This window comes from uncultured Roseobacter sp. (assembly GCF_947488185.1).
Lineage (GTDB): Bacteria > Pseudomonadota > Alphaproteobacteria > Rhodobacterales > Rhodobacteraceae > Roseobacter.
In genome coordinates this window covers 670,113-685,777 of sequence record NZ_CANKYM010000003.1, presented here as the reverse complement: position 1 = coordinate 685,777, position 15,665 = coordinate 670,113, and the positions used below count along the sequence as shown (strand labels likewise).

Below are 15,665 nucleotides of genomic sequence, written 5' to 3'. Positions count from 1 at the left end.
CCATGCGCGCGCCGCCGCTCTTTCATCTTTACGTGGCGGCGACGGTGCTGCTTGCCCCCTTTGCCGCCTGGGCTGAAATCCGCAAGCTGCGCAAGCAAGGCATTTCCGCCCTGCGCGCCCATGAGAAAATGGGGCATGCAAGCCAGCCGCGCTCGGGCAGCGGGCCGTTGATCTGGTTTCACGCGGCCTCCGTTGGCGAAAGCCTGTCGGTGCTGGCTCTGATCACCCGGATGGGCGAACTGTTGCCGCGCGCACATTTCCTGATCACCTCGGGCACGCCAACTTCCGCGGAACTGGTGGCCGCCCGTATGCCCCCCCGCACCGTACACCAGTTCGCGCCGCTGGATGCCAAGGGGCCGCTGAGCCGGTTTCTGGGACACTGGCGCCCGGATGCCGCGGTTTTTGTGGAAAGCGAGCTCTGGCCCCGCATGCTGCGGATGACGCACGAGCGCGGCACCCCCATGGCGTTGGTGAACGCGCGGCTCAGCGCCAAATCCCGCGCGGCCTGGGCACGCCGCCCGGAGTTGGCCGCCTATATCCTGCAGGTCTTTGATCTGATCCTGACGCAGAATGACGAAATGGCGCAGGCGATGGTGGATATGCATGCGCCTGCGGATCGGGTAGCACGCGGCATCAACCTCAAATCTCTCTCTGCTCCGCTGCCTACCGATCCGGCGGTGCTGGCGCAGGCACGCGCCGCCCTCAAGGGAAGACCCGTTTGGGTTGCTGCCTCTACACACCCAGGGGAAGAGCAGATCGTTCTGGCGGCGCACAAGACCTTGCTGGCGGATCATCCCGATCTCATGCTGATCCTCGTGCCCCGCCATCCTGATCGCAGTAACGCGGTGATCGACCTGATCCGGCAAAGCGACCTCAGCTTTGCAGTGCGCTCGGAGGGTGCCTGGCCCCGCGCGGGCGAAGCCGTCTATCTCGCCGACACGCTGGGGGAGCTGGGCAATTGGTACGCCCTGACGGACACGGCATTTCTGGGTGGCTCTCTGCTGCCCATCGGTGGACATAACCCGTTCGAAGTCGTCGAGGCCGGGGCCGCGGTGTTCACCGGCCCACATGTGACCAACTTTGCGGAAACCTTTGCCGATATGGAAGCGGCAGGGGCCGCGAAAACCGTTCCTGACGCCCATGCTTTGGCGCAAGGGGTCGATACCCTGTTAAGGGATCAGGCCGCCCGCGCAGATGCCTTGCAGGCCGCAGCAACCATTGTAAAAGGCAAATCCGAGGCGCTTGGCAGCATTGCCGCCCGCCTTGTCCACATGCTCAAGCTGGAGGATGACGCCTGATGACGCCGCCTGCCCCGTTGCCCTTGCGCGACATCGAGGTGATTGCCCCGAATTTCAAACGCCGTCATTCCGGCGTGACATCGACGGTGATCCGTCTGGTGCCCTTGCAGGCGCAGGATATCGCGATCACCGCCTCGGCGCCCGATCTGCCGCCTGAAGTGCCCAACATCGCCCCCGCCCGCCTGCTGTCGCTGCCCCGGTCCGGGCCTTCCGGCGCGCGGGTCTGGCATGCGCGCCGCAACGTGGAAATGGTGGCCGGTCTGGCGTTGAAGTATCTCGGGGCAAAGCGTCTGAAACTGCTCTTTACCTCGGCGGCGCAGCGGCGTCACACCGGCTTCACGCGCTGTCTCATCCGGCAGATGGACGATGTGATCGCGACATCTGCCAAATCCGCCAGCTATCTTGAACGCCCGGCCACCGTGATCAGGCATGGCGTGGATTGTGAGCAATTCGCCCCCGTGGCGGACCGTGCCGCCCTGCGCCGGTCGCTAGACCTGCCCGAAGAGGGCCCGCTGATCGGCTGTTTCGGGCGTATCCGGCACCAAAAGGGCAATGACCTTTTTGTCACCGCGATGGTGGAGGTCTTCAAAAGCCATCCGCAGGGCAAGGCTTTGATCATGGGCCGGGCCACGGCGGAGCATCAGGATTTTCTCAAGTCCCTCAAAGAGGAGGTCGCCGCCGCCGGTCTGACGGAGCGCATCCTTTTCCGGGACGAAGTACCGATTGCCGATCTTTCCCAGCACTTTCAAGCGCTTGACCTCTATGTCGCGCCGCAGCGCTGGGAGGGTTTTGGCCTGACCCCGCTTGAGGCCATGTCCTGTGGGGCACCGGTTGTCGCGACAAAGGTCGGCGCCTTTGAGGAGCTGATTGTCGAAGGGGAAACCGGCTATCTGGTCGACATCGAAGACGCCGCCGCCATTGCCGAGCGCGTCAGTCGTATGCTGTCCGATCCCCAAGCACTGGATACCATGTCGAAGGCAGCGCGGCAGAACGTGCTGGACCATTTCCGGATCGAACAGGAAGCCGCCGCCATTATCGCGGTATATCGCGCCCTGCTCGCCGCCTGACGCACCGCCGAGCGCTGGAGCTTAGCCTGCGGCAGGAAGACGCTGTTCCACAATTTCCGCCCACCAGCTACAGCCAGCCGGGATGGTGTCGTCGTTGAAGTTGTATTCGGGGTGATGCACCGCCGCGCTGTCGCCGTTGCCAACCAGAATATAGGCGCCGGGGCGCTCTTCAAGCATGAAGGCAAAGTCTTCTCCGCCCATGACCAGTGGCGCGTCTTCACACACCCCGGCGACCGATGCTGCGACGGCGGCCGCAAATTCCGTCTGCTCGGGGTGGTTGACCATCACCGGATAGTTGCGCGTGTAGTCCACCTGTGCCTGAGCCCCAAAACTCTCGGCCACACCTTCGGCAATTTTTTTCAGGCGCATCTCTGCAAGGTCGCGCATCTCATCCGACAACGTGCGCACGGTACCCTTGAGGGTCACGCGCTGCGGAATGACGTTGAAGGCCTTGGAAGAGGTCTCGAAAGAGGTGACCGAAACGACAATCTGATCCACTGGATCAGCATTGCGGCTGGCAATGGTTTGTGCGGCAATGACAATGTGGCTGGCCACCACGGTCGTGTCGATGGTCTCATGCGGTTTCGCCGCGTGCCCACCAAGGCCCTCAACCTCGATCTCGAAGATATCCGTGGCCGCGAAGAAGGCACCGGGACGAATGGCAAAACTGCCCATCGGGCGGCCCGGCCAGTTGTGCATGCCATAGACTTCCTGAATACCAAACCGCGCCATCATGCCATCGTCGCACATCTCGCGCCCACCGCCGCCGCCCTCTTCTGCTGGCTGAAAGATCACGACGGCGGTACCATCAAAGTTGCGCGTCTCAGCCAGATATTTCGCGGCCCCCAGCAACATCGCGGTGTGCCCGTCGTGCCCGCAGGCATGCATGGCTCCGGGGGTCTTGGAGGCGTATTCCACACCTGTCTGTTCCAGAATTGGCAACGCATCCATGTCCGCGCGCAACCCGATGACCTTGCCCGAAGTGTCCGATTTTCCCTTGATCACCCCGACAACACCCGTGCGCCCGATCCCGGGAACAACCTCGTCACAGCCGAATGCGGCAAGCTTTTCCGCAACCAACGCCGCGGTGCGATGGGTGTCAAAGAGCAGCTCCGGATGTGCATGCAGGTCGCGGCGCCATTCGGTGATTTCATCGTGCAATTCGGCGAAGCGGTTTTTCACGGGCATCGGATATCTCTCCTTGAAGTGACACGGGCCGTCCGGGCTGATGTCGCTGTCGAATGTCGATCTGAAACAGACACGACTGCCTTGATCTGCACCGGGAACTCTGAACGATTCTGGCCCCTTGCAGCTATCTTAATCCTCTGCCCGGCGGCTTCAACCCGAAGCTGAGTACGCATGCGTCAGCAGCATTACAGCGCCGGTCCAAGCACCATCGGCGTGCCATCGGTGAAGCGATCCAACCGGAACCGGGTCAGATCATGACCCGGCGGATTGCCCATCACCATATCTGCAAGAATGCGGCCCATGGCGGGGCCGATGCCGAAGCCATGGCCGCTCATCCCCGTGCCCAGCGTCAGGCCCGGCAGTGCGGAAATGCGGTCCACGACGGGCACGACATCAGGCATCGTATCGATCATCCCCGCCCAGGCATGCGAGATATCGAAGTGAGGGAGCTGCGGAAAGAGCGTCGCAAATTTCCGCTTCAGATCGCGGACCTTCGCGGTGTTTGGTTGGGGGTTCAGCACCCGCTGGTTCTCGAAAGGGCTTGGCGCGTCACCGGACCAGCGGCGCGCTGTACCCCAGGCATCCGGATACCCTTTGGGCGCCGTGGGCAGGAAACGGGTGCCAAAGGGATCGGCCCGCAATTGGGTGAGGAATTTCGGCAGGGCGCGCAAAGCGTCCCACCCGAGGAACAGCTCGTGGAACCCGCCGGGGGCCAGCGTGTAGCCGCCATCCGCGCGGTGACGGAAGGCAATCCGGTTGTCCGCCACACCGCCCGCTGCCACGGCGGGCAGTTCGGTCGTTTTTGCAACCGTCGCCCGCACAGAGAGCTGTGGCAGGGCGACGCCGTGGTTGCGCAGGAAGAGCGATGACCAAGCGCCCCCCGCCAGAACCACCTCCGACGTGGCGATGCGTCCGGCTTCGGTGACAACACCCGCCACACGCCCCGCCGCGAGATCGAGGCATCGCACAGCGCAGCCCTCGCGGATCTGCGCGCCCGCACGCGCAGCAATTTCCGCGAGCGCCGGTACGGCGACCCATGGTTCTGCACGCATGTCAGAGGCCGTGTGCAGGGCACCTGCGTAGGATTTACCAGTGTCGGGCAGCAATGCGCGGGTCTCAGCGGCGGTCAGCAGGCGTGTGTCGACACCCCGCGCCTGCGCAACCGGCAGCCAGTCGGCGTAGCGCGCCATCTGCGCGTCATTGTCGGCCAGATAGGTGACGCCGCCCTGCGTCAGGCCGATGTCCCGGTTGGTCTGCGTGGCGAGTTTGCGCCAGTGCTGATTGGCCTCCACCATGATGGGAAGCTCGTCGGGGTCGCGGCCTTGTTGGCGGATCCACCCCCAGTTGCGGCTGGATTGTTCCCCGGCGATCCGGCCTTTTTCGAGCAGGACAGTCGATTGCCCGGCACGCGCCAGAAAAAGCGCCGTGCAGACACCAATGACACCGCCGCCGATCACCACCACGTCTGCCTCCGCGGGCAGCGGGTCAGAGAAACGAACAGATGTCTGTTCAGAGATCGGAAAGGACATCACCGCAGACTGTCCCCATCGCGCGATCCGGGTGGCCTGAAGCCCACCCTACCTGCCGGACGTAAGGGGAGCGGTCCGGAACTCCTGTAGATCATTGCCGCAGGCGGTCGACGAGACGCTGCATAAAGCCGTGTCCTGCCTCAAAGTCCACCACCGAGATGAACTCATTGGGCTGGTGCGCCTGTGCAATGTCACCCGGACCGCAGATCACCGCCGAATACCCGGCCTCCTGAAACTGTCCGGCCTCAGTGCCATAGCTGACCACGTTGCTGGCGTTGTCGCCGGTGACGCCGCGGACGAGATTTTCTGCCGCACCATCCTGTTCCGGTTGCAAGGCGGGCACGTCAAAACGCGGCGAAATTGTGATCCGTGTGTCCGGGACAATCGCCTGCATCTCGGCTTCGACCTCGGCCACGCGTGCACGGTAGCGGGCTTCCCATGCGCTCTTGTCCTCACCCGGCACCACGCGGAAATCCATGGCAAAGTGGCAATCCTTGGCCGTGATGTTATGCGCGGTGCCGCCCGAAATCTGCCCCACATGCAGCGTGGTGAAGGGCGGATCGAACATCGCGGCCAGATCATCGGGCTCTGCCGCCTGATTGATGGCGTTCATCTGGTTGGCCCAGTCGATCAGTTTCGCGCCGAACATGATGGCGTTCACACCGCGATCCAGCAACGAACTATGCACTTCAAACCCCTGCACATGGGTGTCAAAGCCCGTCCCACCCTTGTGACCGGAGACCACGCGCATGGACGACGGTTCGCCCACGATCACCGACGCGCCCTTGGGCAGCACCGGCTGCATCGCCGCAATCATCGGCGGCGCCCCGGTGCAGCCGATCTCTTCATCAAAGCTCAATGCAATCTGCAAGGGACGCTTGATCCCTGCGTGATGCGCCTCGACCACGGCCCAGAGCGCAAGGGCGTCGAAGCCTTTCATATCGCAGGTGCCGCGCCCGAAATAGCGGCCATCCTTTTGCACCACATCAAAGGGGTCAGTGTCCCAGGGCTGGCCGTCCACCGGCACCACATCCGTGTGACCGGACAGCACAACGGCGCCCTCTTCCCAGGGGCCAACATGGGCAAAGAGCGCGGCCTTGGGCTCATCAGGGTCGGTGTAGCGGTGGGCGGAAATGCCATGGTCTGCCAGATAGTTTTCGACCCAGTCGATCAGGGGCAGATTGCTGTCCCGGCTGACGGTGGGAAAGCGGACGAGCTGTGTCATCAACGCCAGCGGGCTCAGTCTTTCAGTCATAAAGGCGACGTCCGCTCAGGTCTTCCGGGGCATCCTGTCCTTCGCGCAGCTTGTTTTCGGTCCGCACCAGAGCCGCGTCGCGTTTGTAGCCGCCCCAATCGCCTTGCAGAACGAAATGGCCGGGCTCAACTTCATCATATCGCGATGGTTCGGGCACGTAGTCGGCGGGATGGATGGGGGACGGGATCGGTTTGAAATTCAGGTCCCGCTCATCCTTGCGCTGGCGCGGATCGGCGATGGGCACGGCCTTCATCAGCGCCTGCGTATAGGCATGTTGCGGATTTTCGAACACCCGCGCGCGCGGTCCCAGCTCCACGATCCGGCCCAGGTACATGACGCCCACCTGATGGCTCACCCGTTCCACCACCGCCATATCGTGGCTGATGAAAAGAAAGGAAAGGCCAAGCTCCGCCTGCAATTCCAGCATCAGGTTCAGCACTTGCGCCTGCACGGAGACATCGAGCGCAGACACTGCCTCATCGGCGATAATCAACTTGGGGTTTAACGCCAGGGCGCGCGCGATGGCCACGCGTTGGCGTTGGCCGCCCGAAAGCTCATGCGGGAACCGGCGCATGAAGCTGCGCGGCAGTTCCACCCGGTCAAAGAGCATTGCCACGCGGTCCTGCACCTCCTGCCCTTTGAGCGTGCCGAAATTGTGGATCGGTTCGGCCACCTGATCGCTCAACTGCATCTGCGGGTTCAGCGACGCAAAGGGATCCTGAAAGATCATCTGCATATCAAGCCGCGCCTTGCGCAGCTGCGTCTGGTCCAGCGCCATGACATCGACGCCATCGAGATTGATCTCGCCCGAGAGCGGATCGACCAGCCGCAAAATCGACCGTCCCGCCGTCGACTTGCCACAGCCGCTTTCGCCTACAAGGCTGAGGGTTTGACCCCTGTTCAGCGTAAAGGACAGATCCTCGACAGCGTGCACATTCGCAACCGTGCGGCGAAAGAAGCCGCCCTTGACCGGGAAGCGCGTGGTCAGGTTCTTGACGCTCAGCAGGACCTCATCCGTGCCCTTGATCGGCTTGATCTCGTCGCCTTGTGTCCCGAGCAGCTTCATCGGTTCGGGATAGGCCTTGCCGCGCATCTCGCCCAGTTTTGGCACCGCAGCCAGCAGCGCCTTTGTATAGGGATGCTGCGGGTTTTCGAAAATCTCGGCGACCGGCCCTTCCTCGACCTTGTTGCCGCGGAACATGACCACCACGCGGTCGGCCATCTGCGCCACCACGGCCATGTCGTGGGTGATGAACATCACCGCCGTGCCGGTCTCCCGTTTGAGCCGGTCCATCAGGGCCAGGATCTCCGCCTGAATGGTCACGTCAAGCGCCGTTGTCGGCTCATCCGCGATCAGCAGGCGCGGCTTGCAGGCCAGCGCCATGGCGATCACGACCCGCTGACGCATGCCACCTGAAAGCTCGTGTGGATATTGGTCGAGCCGTCGTTCGGGTTCCGGGATACGCACCTCGCGCAGCAGCTCCAGCGCCCGTTGGCGGGCCTCGGATTTGCCCATCTTCTTGTGCAAACGCAGCCCCTCGGTCAGCTGTCGCCCGACCGTAAACACCGGGTTCAGCGCGGTCATCGGCTCCTGAAAGATCATACCGATTTCGTTGCCGCGAATGGAGCGCATCATCTCCGGATCAGTTTTGGCGAGATCAACATCATCCGTGCCGGGCCGGTCAAACAGCAGCTGCCCGCCGGTGATCTCGCCGCCGCCGAACTCCACTAATCGCATCAGCGACAACGAAGATACAGACTTGCCCGAGCCGCTTTCGCCAACCACGCAAACGGTCTCGCCGGGATCGATGTCGAAAGAGACATCCTCCACGCCCACCACGGGACCATCCTTGGTCTGAAATTCAACACGCAACCCCTTGAGCTGCGCGATTGGCTGCAGCCCAGCGCTCTGTTGATCCTGATCCAGCATTGCCGCCCCTATTGTCGTTGTTGCAGGACGCTAAAGCCATCCAGCGGGCGGTGTCAAACCCGTCCGCGGCAGTTGCCACAAAGTCATCCATCACAAGGGTTGCTTTTTCCACAAAAGATGCTTCGATGGTCACATGCATCCGGGGTTCGGCTCAAAAATTGCGTCTTTCCGCAACGTTAGGCCAGTGCAGGCGCACTGCTCCCGGTCAGCACCGCTGCGCGCATGTAAAAAACGAGGCGTGCAAAGGCATTCACGTGTCCAACATGGAGTATAAAATGAAAATCAGAACCCTATTGATGGGGGCAATCGCAACAACCGCTTTCGCACCTGCTGTCTATGCAGATGGTCACGAAGGCGAGCGTGGCAGAGACGGTCAGGTCAGCATTCTTTACTGGCAGGCCCCGTCGATCATGACGCCTTACCTGTCCGGCGGCACCAAGGATCTCGAAGCAGCGTCGCTTGTGATCGAACCCCTCGCGCGCTACGACGAAAACGGCACGCTGACCCCCTGGCTGGTTGACGAAATCCCGACGGTTGAGAATGGCGGTGTCAGCTCTGACCTCAAGTCCATCACATGGAAGCTGACCGAAGGCCTGATCTGGTCCGACGGCAGCCCCGTCACCTCTGCGGATATTGCGTTCACCGCCGAGTACTGCATGCACCCCGAAGGCGGTTGCGCCTATGCGGGCAAGTTCGACGGCGTTGACAGTGTCGAGGTGATCGATGACCTGACGGTCAAGGTCAATTTCGTCGACGCCAAGCCGAACCCTTACGGTCCGTTCACCGGCGGCACCTCGCCAATCATTCAAAAAGCGCAATTCGCGGATTGCCTCGGCGCCAAGGCGCCAGAGTGCACCGAGGCGAACTTCAATCCGATTGGGACAGGACCCTTCGTGGTCGCGGATTTCCGCCCCAATGACGTGATCCAGCTGGAAGCGAACCCCAATTTCCGCGATCCCAACAAACCGGCCTTTGCCAGCGTGACCCTAAAGGGCGGCGGTGATGCCACAGCCGCCGGCCGCGCGGTCCTGGAGACCGGCGAATTCGACTATGCGTGGAACCTGCAACTTGCGCCCGACGTGTTGGCGAAAATGGCAGAAGCCGGCAAGGGCGAGCCGATTTCGGCCTTTGGCACATTGGTGGAACGTCTGGAAATGAACCTGACGAACCCGTCGCCGGATCTGCCCGAAGGTGAACGCTCCACCGTCGCGCATCCGCACCCTTTCCTGTCGGATTTCAAAGTGCGCAAAGCGCTGTCCATGGCCATTGACCGCGAACTGCTGGTCGAGATCGGGTATGGTCAGGCGGGTCGCCCGACCTGTAATCTGGTCCCTGCCCCGGCACTCTACGCCTCGGACAACACAGAATGCCTGACGCAGGATCTCGACGGCGCCCGCGCGCTGCTGGACGAAGCCGGGTGGGTGGACAGTGACGGTGATGGTGTCCGCGACAAGGATGGCGTTAAGCTGTCGATCCTCTACCAGACATCGACCAATGCCGTGCGTCAGGATTTCCAGGCGCTGATCAAGGACTGGTGGAACCAGATCGGCATCGAAACCGAACTGCGCAACATCGACGCCTCGGTCTTCTTCGGCGGTGATCCCGGCAGCCCGGATACGTTCCAGAAGTTCTATGCGGACGTTGAAATGTACGCCAACAACTTCGACGGTACCGATCCGCAGTCTTACCTGTCCGGCTATCGCTGCGGGTTCGAGCCCAAACCGTCGAGCCAGTGGCAGGGTGAGAACATCAACCGCTTCTGCAACGAGGAATACGATGCGCTGCTCGATGAGCTGGCCCGCACCGGCGAACTCGACAAGCGCGGTGAGATCGGCAAACGGCTGAACGATATCATCACCAAGGAAACCATGACAATCGTGCCATTGGTGGACCGTGGCCGGGTATCGGCACGCTCCAACTCTCTGGGTGGCGTGATCCTGAACACATGGGATTCCGAGCTTTGGAATGTCGCCGACTGGTACCGCATCGGCAACTGATGAGAAATGTGGCGGGGCGCATTAATTCTTGCGCCCCGTCCCCCAGGTACCTATTGCGGCCTTGATCAAAAGCCGTCTGTTTCCAGACAATAACAAGACTGACGCATAAAGGCGTAGCGCATGCTGACATACACCATCCGACGGCTGTTTCTGTCGATCCCGACCTTGCTGTTCATCAGCGTCGTGATCTTCCTGCTGTTGCAACTGGCTCCGGGCGACCCGATGGCCCAGGTGCCTCTTACAGTTCCTCCCGATGTGAAACAAAAGATGCGCGATGCCCTTGGGCTTGGTGCGCCAATCCACGTGCAATACTGGAAGTGGCTGGTCCAGTTCTTCTGGATTGAGCCGCAGGTGCTGATCGACCACTGGTTCGGCACCGGGCTGGCCGAGGGCAAGCTGCGCGTGATCTCCTGGCAGACCCGCTCGCCCGTGATGGACATCGTGGTCCAGCGCATGCCGCAGACGCTCTGGGTCGTGGGCATGTCCTACGTGGTGGGCATCCTGATCGCCCTGCCCATTGGTGTTTACTCCGCCTACAAGCAATACTCGCTCTTCGATCAGGCGGGCACCTTCGTGTCGATGATCGGGTTCTCTATCCCACCCTTCTTCTCCGGCGTGCTGGTCATTGTCATCTTTTCGGTCAATCTCGGCTGGTTCCCGTCGATCTATGACACCACCCATGTGGTCACCGACTGGGCCAGCTTCAAAATTCAGCTGCAGCAGATGGTCATGCCCGTCATGGTGCTCGCCCTGCAGACCACGGCACAGATCAGCCGCTTCATGCGCGCCTCCATGCTCGACAACCTCAACCAGGACTATGTGCGCACCGCCCGCGCCAAGGGCCTCAAGGAAAGCGTTGTGGTATTGGTCCACGTGTTGCGTAACTCAATGATCCCAATCGTCACCGTGATCGCCCTCGGCATCCCGTCGATCTTCGGCGGCGCCATCATCACCGAAACACTCTTCAAGGTAAACGGCATCGGGCAACTGTTGCTGACGGCCCTCTTTGCCAATGACCTGCCGATGGTGATGACGCTGACCTTCATCTTCGCCATCCTCATCGTGCTCTTCAACCTGATTGCGGACGTGCTCTACGGTATTCTGGATCCGAGGATTCGCTATGACTGATCAAAATGTGAATGCCGCAGCCGCCGAGATCGAGATGTACGGCGCCCTCAAGGACAAGGAACCGCCCAAGGAACCCCGCAGCCAGTGGCGTGATGTCTGGGACCAGTTCCGCAAGCACAAAGGCGCGCTGATCGGGGGCGGTTTCCTGCTCTTCATCACGCTGGCTGTTCTGATCGGGCCGCTGATCTGGCAGGTCGATGCCAAGCAACTGGACATCCGCAACAAGGACATGCGCCCACTCTACACCCTGCTCTGGGACGGGGATGCGCGCACCAGCTGGGCCAAACCACTGGGCTCCGATAACCTCGGCCGCGATATCCTCGCGACACTGATCGCCGGTGGGCGTGCGTCGATGGCCGTGGGCTGGACGGCGATGATCCTGGCGCTTTTCATCGGCACGGCGGTGGGCGTCTCTGCCGGGTATTTCCGGCGGCTTGACGGACCGCTCATGCGCCTGACGGATCTGTTTCTGTCCTTACCCATCCTGCCGCTCCTGCTGGTCGCCGTGACCCTCTTCCGCCAGCCGCTCAGGGCAAGTTTCGGGCCCGAAACGGGCATGTTCATCCTCATTGTCGGCGTCATTGGCATCACCTCCTGGATGCAGACCGCCCGCATCGTACGTGGCGAGGTTCTGGCCCTGAAGGAGCGCGAATTCATCCTCGCTGCCCGCTCCATCGGCACCACGCCGTTCAAGATCATCCGGCGACACCTGCTGCCCAACGTGGTTTCCCCCATCATGGTCTCCGCCACGCTGGGCCTGGCCACAGCGATCATCACCGAAAGCGCGCTGAGCTTTCTGGGCGTCGGTTTCCCATCGGATTTCCCCACCTGGGGCAAGCTGCTGTCGGACGCGGTGCCGCGCATGGAGGAATTCCCCGAACGTGTGATGCTGCCCGGCATTCTGATCTCGCTCACGGTGCTCTCGGTGAACTATCTCGGTGACGGGCTGCGAGATGCCCTGGACCCCCGGATTCGCGGTCGATAGACCGCGGATCCGCGTGCGGACAGAGCGCAAATCCGCAGGGTTTTGGCGGAGTCCGGCACCCCGTCTCAATTCCGGATACCAGACATGGGACGGCGGGCGGGGCGTCTTTCGCGCAAGCAGAAAGAGCGCCGTCCCGCTGTCCTGTGAATACTGAAACCGTTCGGGACTCCGCAAAAATCCTGCGGATTTGCGCTCTGTCCCTTTGGTCGACTTTTCTGCGAAAAGATCGACCTATTCCACACTCTTCCTTAGCCGCCGAACCATCCACCACACCAGCAACACCACCGGCACAGTCGCCAGCGCCGTCAGCATCCCCTTGCTCAGCCCCGTGGCCTGCGTCAGCGGATAAAGCAGATACCCCACCAACGACACGGCGTAATAACTGATCGCCACGACAGACAACCCCTCAACCGTGCGCTGCAAGCGCAACTGCAGATCGGACCGTTTGTCCATGCTCTCCAGGAGCGTCTGGTTCTGGGCCGACCGCTCGACATCCACCCGTGTCCTGAGCAGGTTCGACGCCCGGATCGACCGGCTCGACATGGCCTCCAGCCGCGCCTCCGCCGAATGCACCGTGCGCATCGCCGGTGCATAGCGCCGCATCATGAACTCACCGAACTGCTGCCGCCCCTGAAACCGTTCTTCGCGCAGCGCCGCAATCCTCTGGTCCACCAACGCCTCATAGGCCCCCGTCGCCCCGAACCGAAACGATGACCGCGCCGACAGCGTCTCCAACTCCGCCGAAATGCTGAGCAGATCGTGCAACGTCTCCTCCGCAGACGCACGCTCATCACTCATCGTTCCCATCAGCCCCGTCAGCTTGGTATCAAGCTCGTTCAACCCCGGCTGCAATGCCCGCACCCGCGCAAACCCGAGCATCGACATGGTCTTATACGTCTCGATCTCGCACAGACGCTGCACAATCCGGCCAATGCGCCGCGCGCCGGTCTCCGCCCCGGCAAAAACCGCAAAGCGCAAATGACCGTTCAAATCGATCCTGAAATCCCCGGCCATGATCGCCGCACCGTCCAGCACCTCCGACGCTGCCAAGCTCTCCGAGACAAACCACTCATCCAACGAACCGGTCACAGCCGCATCCTCCGCAGGCCTCGGCACGATGTTGAGCAGGATGGACGTCATCCGTTGACCTGGCGCGCTCTCCAGCCAGTCCGACGGAAAGACATCGAATTCAGCCGGGTCAAACGGTCGCGCCACCGCCCCTTCGGAAAAGGCGGTGTAGGTCACAAACTCCGTGTGCTGCTCCCACTTCAGCCAGTATTTCCCGATCTGGCCATAGTAGTGCGTCGCCCCCGGTTGCGGATGCGGCGCACCATGCCGATCCAGCAACGCCGTCAAATGCGCCAGATCCTGCGCACGGTCCCGGCTCACAGCATCCTTAGGCTGCTTGATCGCAACATAGGCCGCGGAACAGGGCGCCTTCATCGATGGAAAAGGCCGCGCGTGCAGCTCGTTCGCCAGTTTGTAGCGCAAGGGATGATCAGAAATCGATGACATGGTTCGCTCCAGTTTCACCCCCAAGGCATAATGCCCGACCACGCGATGTCAAATTATTTTATGAATATTTTTCAAGGTGTTAACCGAGTACAATCGTATACATGGATGGGCGGCGGATACAATTGCCCCATCCATACCTCGCAAAGCCACCCGCATTCTCCAAAACACGGCACCATCCAATCCGACAGGTAGGGTGGGCCTCGGGCCACCTTTCCCCCAAAAAAACGCCGCCCCTGGGGACGGCGTTTTCCAGTATATTTCACCTCTGCTCAGTCGATCATCGGCAACAGCTTGTCGAGCGATGCCTTGGCATCTCCGTAGAACATCCGCGTATTCTCCTTGAAGAACAGCGGGTTCTCGATCCCCGAATACCCGGTACCCTGTCCGCGCTTGGACACAAAGACCTGCTTGGCCTTCCAGCACTCCAGCACAGGCATGCCCGCAATGGGCGAGTTCGGATCGTCCTGAGCCGCCGGGTTCACGATGTCATTCGACCCGATCACAATGGCCACATCCGTCTCCGGAAAGTCCTCGTTGATCTCATCCATTTCCATCACGATGTCATAAGGCACCTTCGCCTCGGCCAGCAGCACGTTCATGTGCCCCGGCAGACGCCCCGCCACAGGGTGAATGGCAAAGCGCACATTCTTGCCCTTGGCGCGCAGCTTCTTGACCAGCTCGCTGACCGCCTGCTGCGCCTGCGCCACCGCCATGCCGTAGCCGGGGATGATGATGACGCTTTCGGCTTCATTCAACGCCGTGGCCACGCCATCGGCCTCAATCGCAATCTGCTCGCCTTCCACGGCCATCTGCTCACCCGCCGGGCCGCCAAAGCCCCCGAGGATCACCGACACAAAGGAGCGGTTCATCGCCTTGCACATGATGTAGCTCAGGATCGCACCGGAGGAGCCCACCAGAGCGCCCACCACGATCAACAGGTCGTTGCCCAGCGAGAAGCCAATCGCCGCCGCCGCCCAGCCGGAATAGCTGTTCAACATCGACACAACGACCGGCATATCCGCCCCGCCGATCCCCATGATCAGATGGTACCCGATGAAGAGCGCCAGCAGCGTCAGCAGGACCAATGTCCAGCTGCCCGCCCCGCTCAGATACATGATCGTAAAGAGCAGCGACAGCACCGCAGCGCCCGCGTTCAGCAAGTGTCCACCCGGCAGCTTGTTGGCGGATGTATCCACCTTGCCCGCCAGCTTGCCATAAGCGATCACGGACCCGGTAAAGGTCACCGCCCCGATCCAGATGCCCAGCACCAATTCAATGCGTAAGATGTTGATCTCCACGGAGGTCTTCTTGGCAATCAGCTGACCGAAGGACGACAGCCCCTCATAGATGTCCTTGGGCAGGCCCACGGCCGTGTAACCATCTGCGGCCACCGCGCCCAGAACACCACCGTTTTCAACAAAGAGCGCGCTCATATTGTTGATCATGATGTCCGCATTGAAACCGACGAAGACCGCCGCAAGCCCGACCAGGCTGTGCATGATCGCCACCAGCTCCGGCATCTGTGTCATCTGCACCTTGGTGGCCAGTTGGTAACCGACTGCGGCCCCCAAACCGATCAGGATGATCGAGACACCAGACAGCCCCCAACCGGGCCCAATTAACGTGGCCAGAACCGCAATCGCCATACCGGCAATGCCATACCATACGGCGCGTTTCGCACTTTCCTGCCCGCTCAATCCGCCCAGGCTAAGGATGAAGAGAACTGCCGCGACCGCATAGGCCGCAATCGTAAATCCGTATTCCATTGTCCCC

11 protein-coding genes are annotated in these 15,665 nt (G+C 61.6%); 5 read left to right on the top strand and 6 right to left on the bottom strand.

Features of this window, described 5'->3' with window-relative positions; all coding sequences use genetic code 11:
- Positions 1-2: 2 nt before the first annotated feature.
- Both Q1A52_RS14500 and Q1A52_RS14495 read left to right on the top strand, forming a co-directional pair.
- The gene (locus Q1A52_RS14500; protein ID WP_300016679.1) at positions 3-1,298 is read left to right on the top strand and encodes a 3-deoxy-D-manno-octulosonic acid transferase; all 1,296 of its coding nucleotides are present in this window, start codon (positions 3-5) and stop codon (positions 1,296-1,298) included.
- Positions 1,298-2,365 (top strand): glycosyltransferase family 4 protein, encoded by a 1,068-nt coding sequence (locus Q1A52_RS14495; protein ID WP_300016676.1) that lies wholly within the window; start codon positions 1,298-1,300, stop codon positions 2,363-2,365. Before Q1A52_RS14500 ends, Q1A52_RS14495 begins: the two co-directional genes overlap by 1 nt.
- Before the next feature lie 21 nt (positions 2,366-2,386).
- On the opposite strand, the gene Q1A52_RS14490 is transcribed toward Q1A52_RS14495, so the two are convergent.
- The 4 genes from Q1A52_RS14490 to Q1A52_RS14475 all read right to left on the bottom strand — a co-directional run bounded on the left by Q1A52_RS14490 (position 2,387) and on the right by Q1A52_RS14475 (position 8,267).
- The gene (locus Q1A52_RS14490) at positions 2,387-3,553 is read right to left on the bottom strand and encodes a M20 aminoacylase family protein (protein WP_300016673.1); all 1,167 of its coding nucleotides are present in this window, start codon (positions 3,551-3,553) and stop codon (positions 2,387-2,389) included.
- A gap of 185 nt (positions 3,554-3,738) precedes the next feature.
- The gene (locus tag Q1A52_RS14485; RefSeq protein ID WP_300016670.1) at positions 3,739-5,082 is read right to left on the bottom strand and encodes an FAD-binding oxidoreductase; all 1,344 of its coding nucleotides are present in this window, start codon (positions 5,080-5,082) and stop codon (positions 3,739-3,741) included.
- A 91-nt stretch (positions 5,083-5,173) separates the two neighbouring features.
- On the bottom strand, positions 5,174-6,337 hold the full coding sequence (argE, locus tag Q1A52_RS14480) for an acetylornithine deacetylase (protein ID WP_300016667.1): 1,164 nt from the start codon (positions 6,335-6,337) through the stop codon (positions 5,174-5,176).
- On the bottom strand, positions 6,330-8,267 hold the full coding sequence (locus tag Q1A52_RS14475) for an ABC transporter ATP-binding protein (protein WP_300016664.1): 1,938 nt from the start codon (positions 8,265-8,267) through the stop codon (positions 6,330-6,332). The genes argE and Q1A52_RS14475 overlap by 8 nt, the downstream gene beginning before the upstream one ends.
- A 275-nt stretch (positions 8,268-8,542) precedes the next feature.
- Here Q1A52_RS14475 and Q1A52_RS14470 point away from each other — a divergent pair, with 275 nt between their 5' ends.
- From Q1A52_RS14470 to Q1A52_RS14460, 3 genes are all read left to right on the top strand, one after another.
- The gene (locus Q1A52_RS14470; RefSeq protein ID WP_300016662.1) at positions 8,543-10,264 is read left to right on the top strand and encodes a peptide ABC transporter substrate-binding protein; all 1,722 of its coding nucleotides are present in this window, start codon (positions 8,543-8,545) and stop codon (positions 10,262-10,264) included.
- Between the two features lie 120 nt (positions 10,265-10,384).
- On the top strand, positions 10,385-11,392 hold the full coding sequence (locus Q1A52_RS14465) for an ABC transporter permease (protein WP_300016659.1): 1,008 nt from the start codon (positions 10,385-10,387) through the stop codon (positions 11,390-11,392).
- Positions 11,385-12,377, top strand: coding sequence for an ABC transporter permease (locus Q1A52_RS14460; protein WP_300016656.1), 993 nt, complete (start codon positions 11,385-11,387; stop codon positions 12,375-12,377). Before Q1A52_RS14465 ends, Q1A52_RS14460 begins: the two co-directional genes overlap by 8 nt.
- A gap of 231 nt (positions 12,378-12,608) precedes the next feature.
- Here Q1A52_RS14460 and Q1A52_RS14455 read toward each other — a convergent pair whose 3' ends face one another.
- On the bottom strand, positions 12,609-13,892 hold the full coding sequence (locus Q1A52_RS14455; RefSeq protein WP_300016653.1) for a DUF3422 family protein: 1,284 nt from the start codon (positions 13,890-13,892) through the stop codon (positions 12,609-12,611).
- 269 nt (positions 13,893-14,161) lie between these two features.
- Positions 14,162-15,658: an NAD(P)(+) transhydrogenase (Re/Si-specific) subunit beta gene (locus Q1A52_RS14450; RefSeq protein ID WP_300016650.1), complete on the bottom strand. Its 1,497-nt coding sequence runs from the start codon at positions 15,656-15,658 to the stop codon at positions 14,162-14,164.
- Positions 15,659-15,665: the final 7 nt, after the last annotated feature.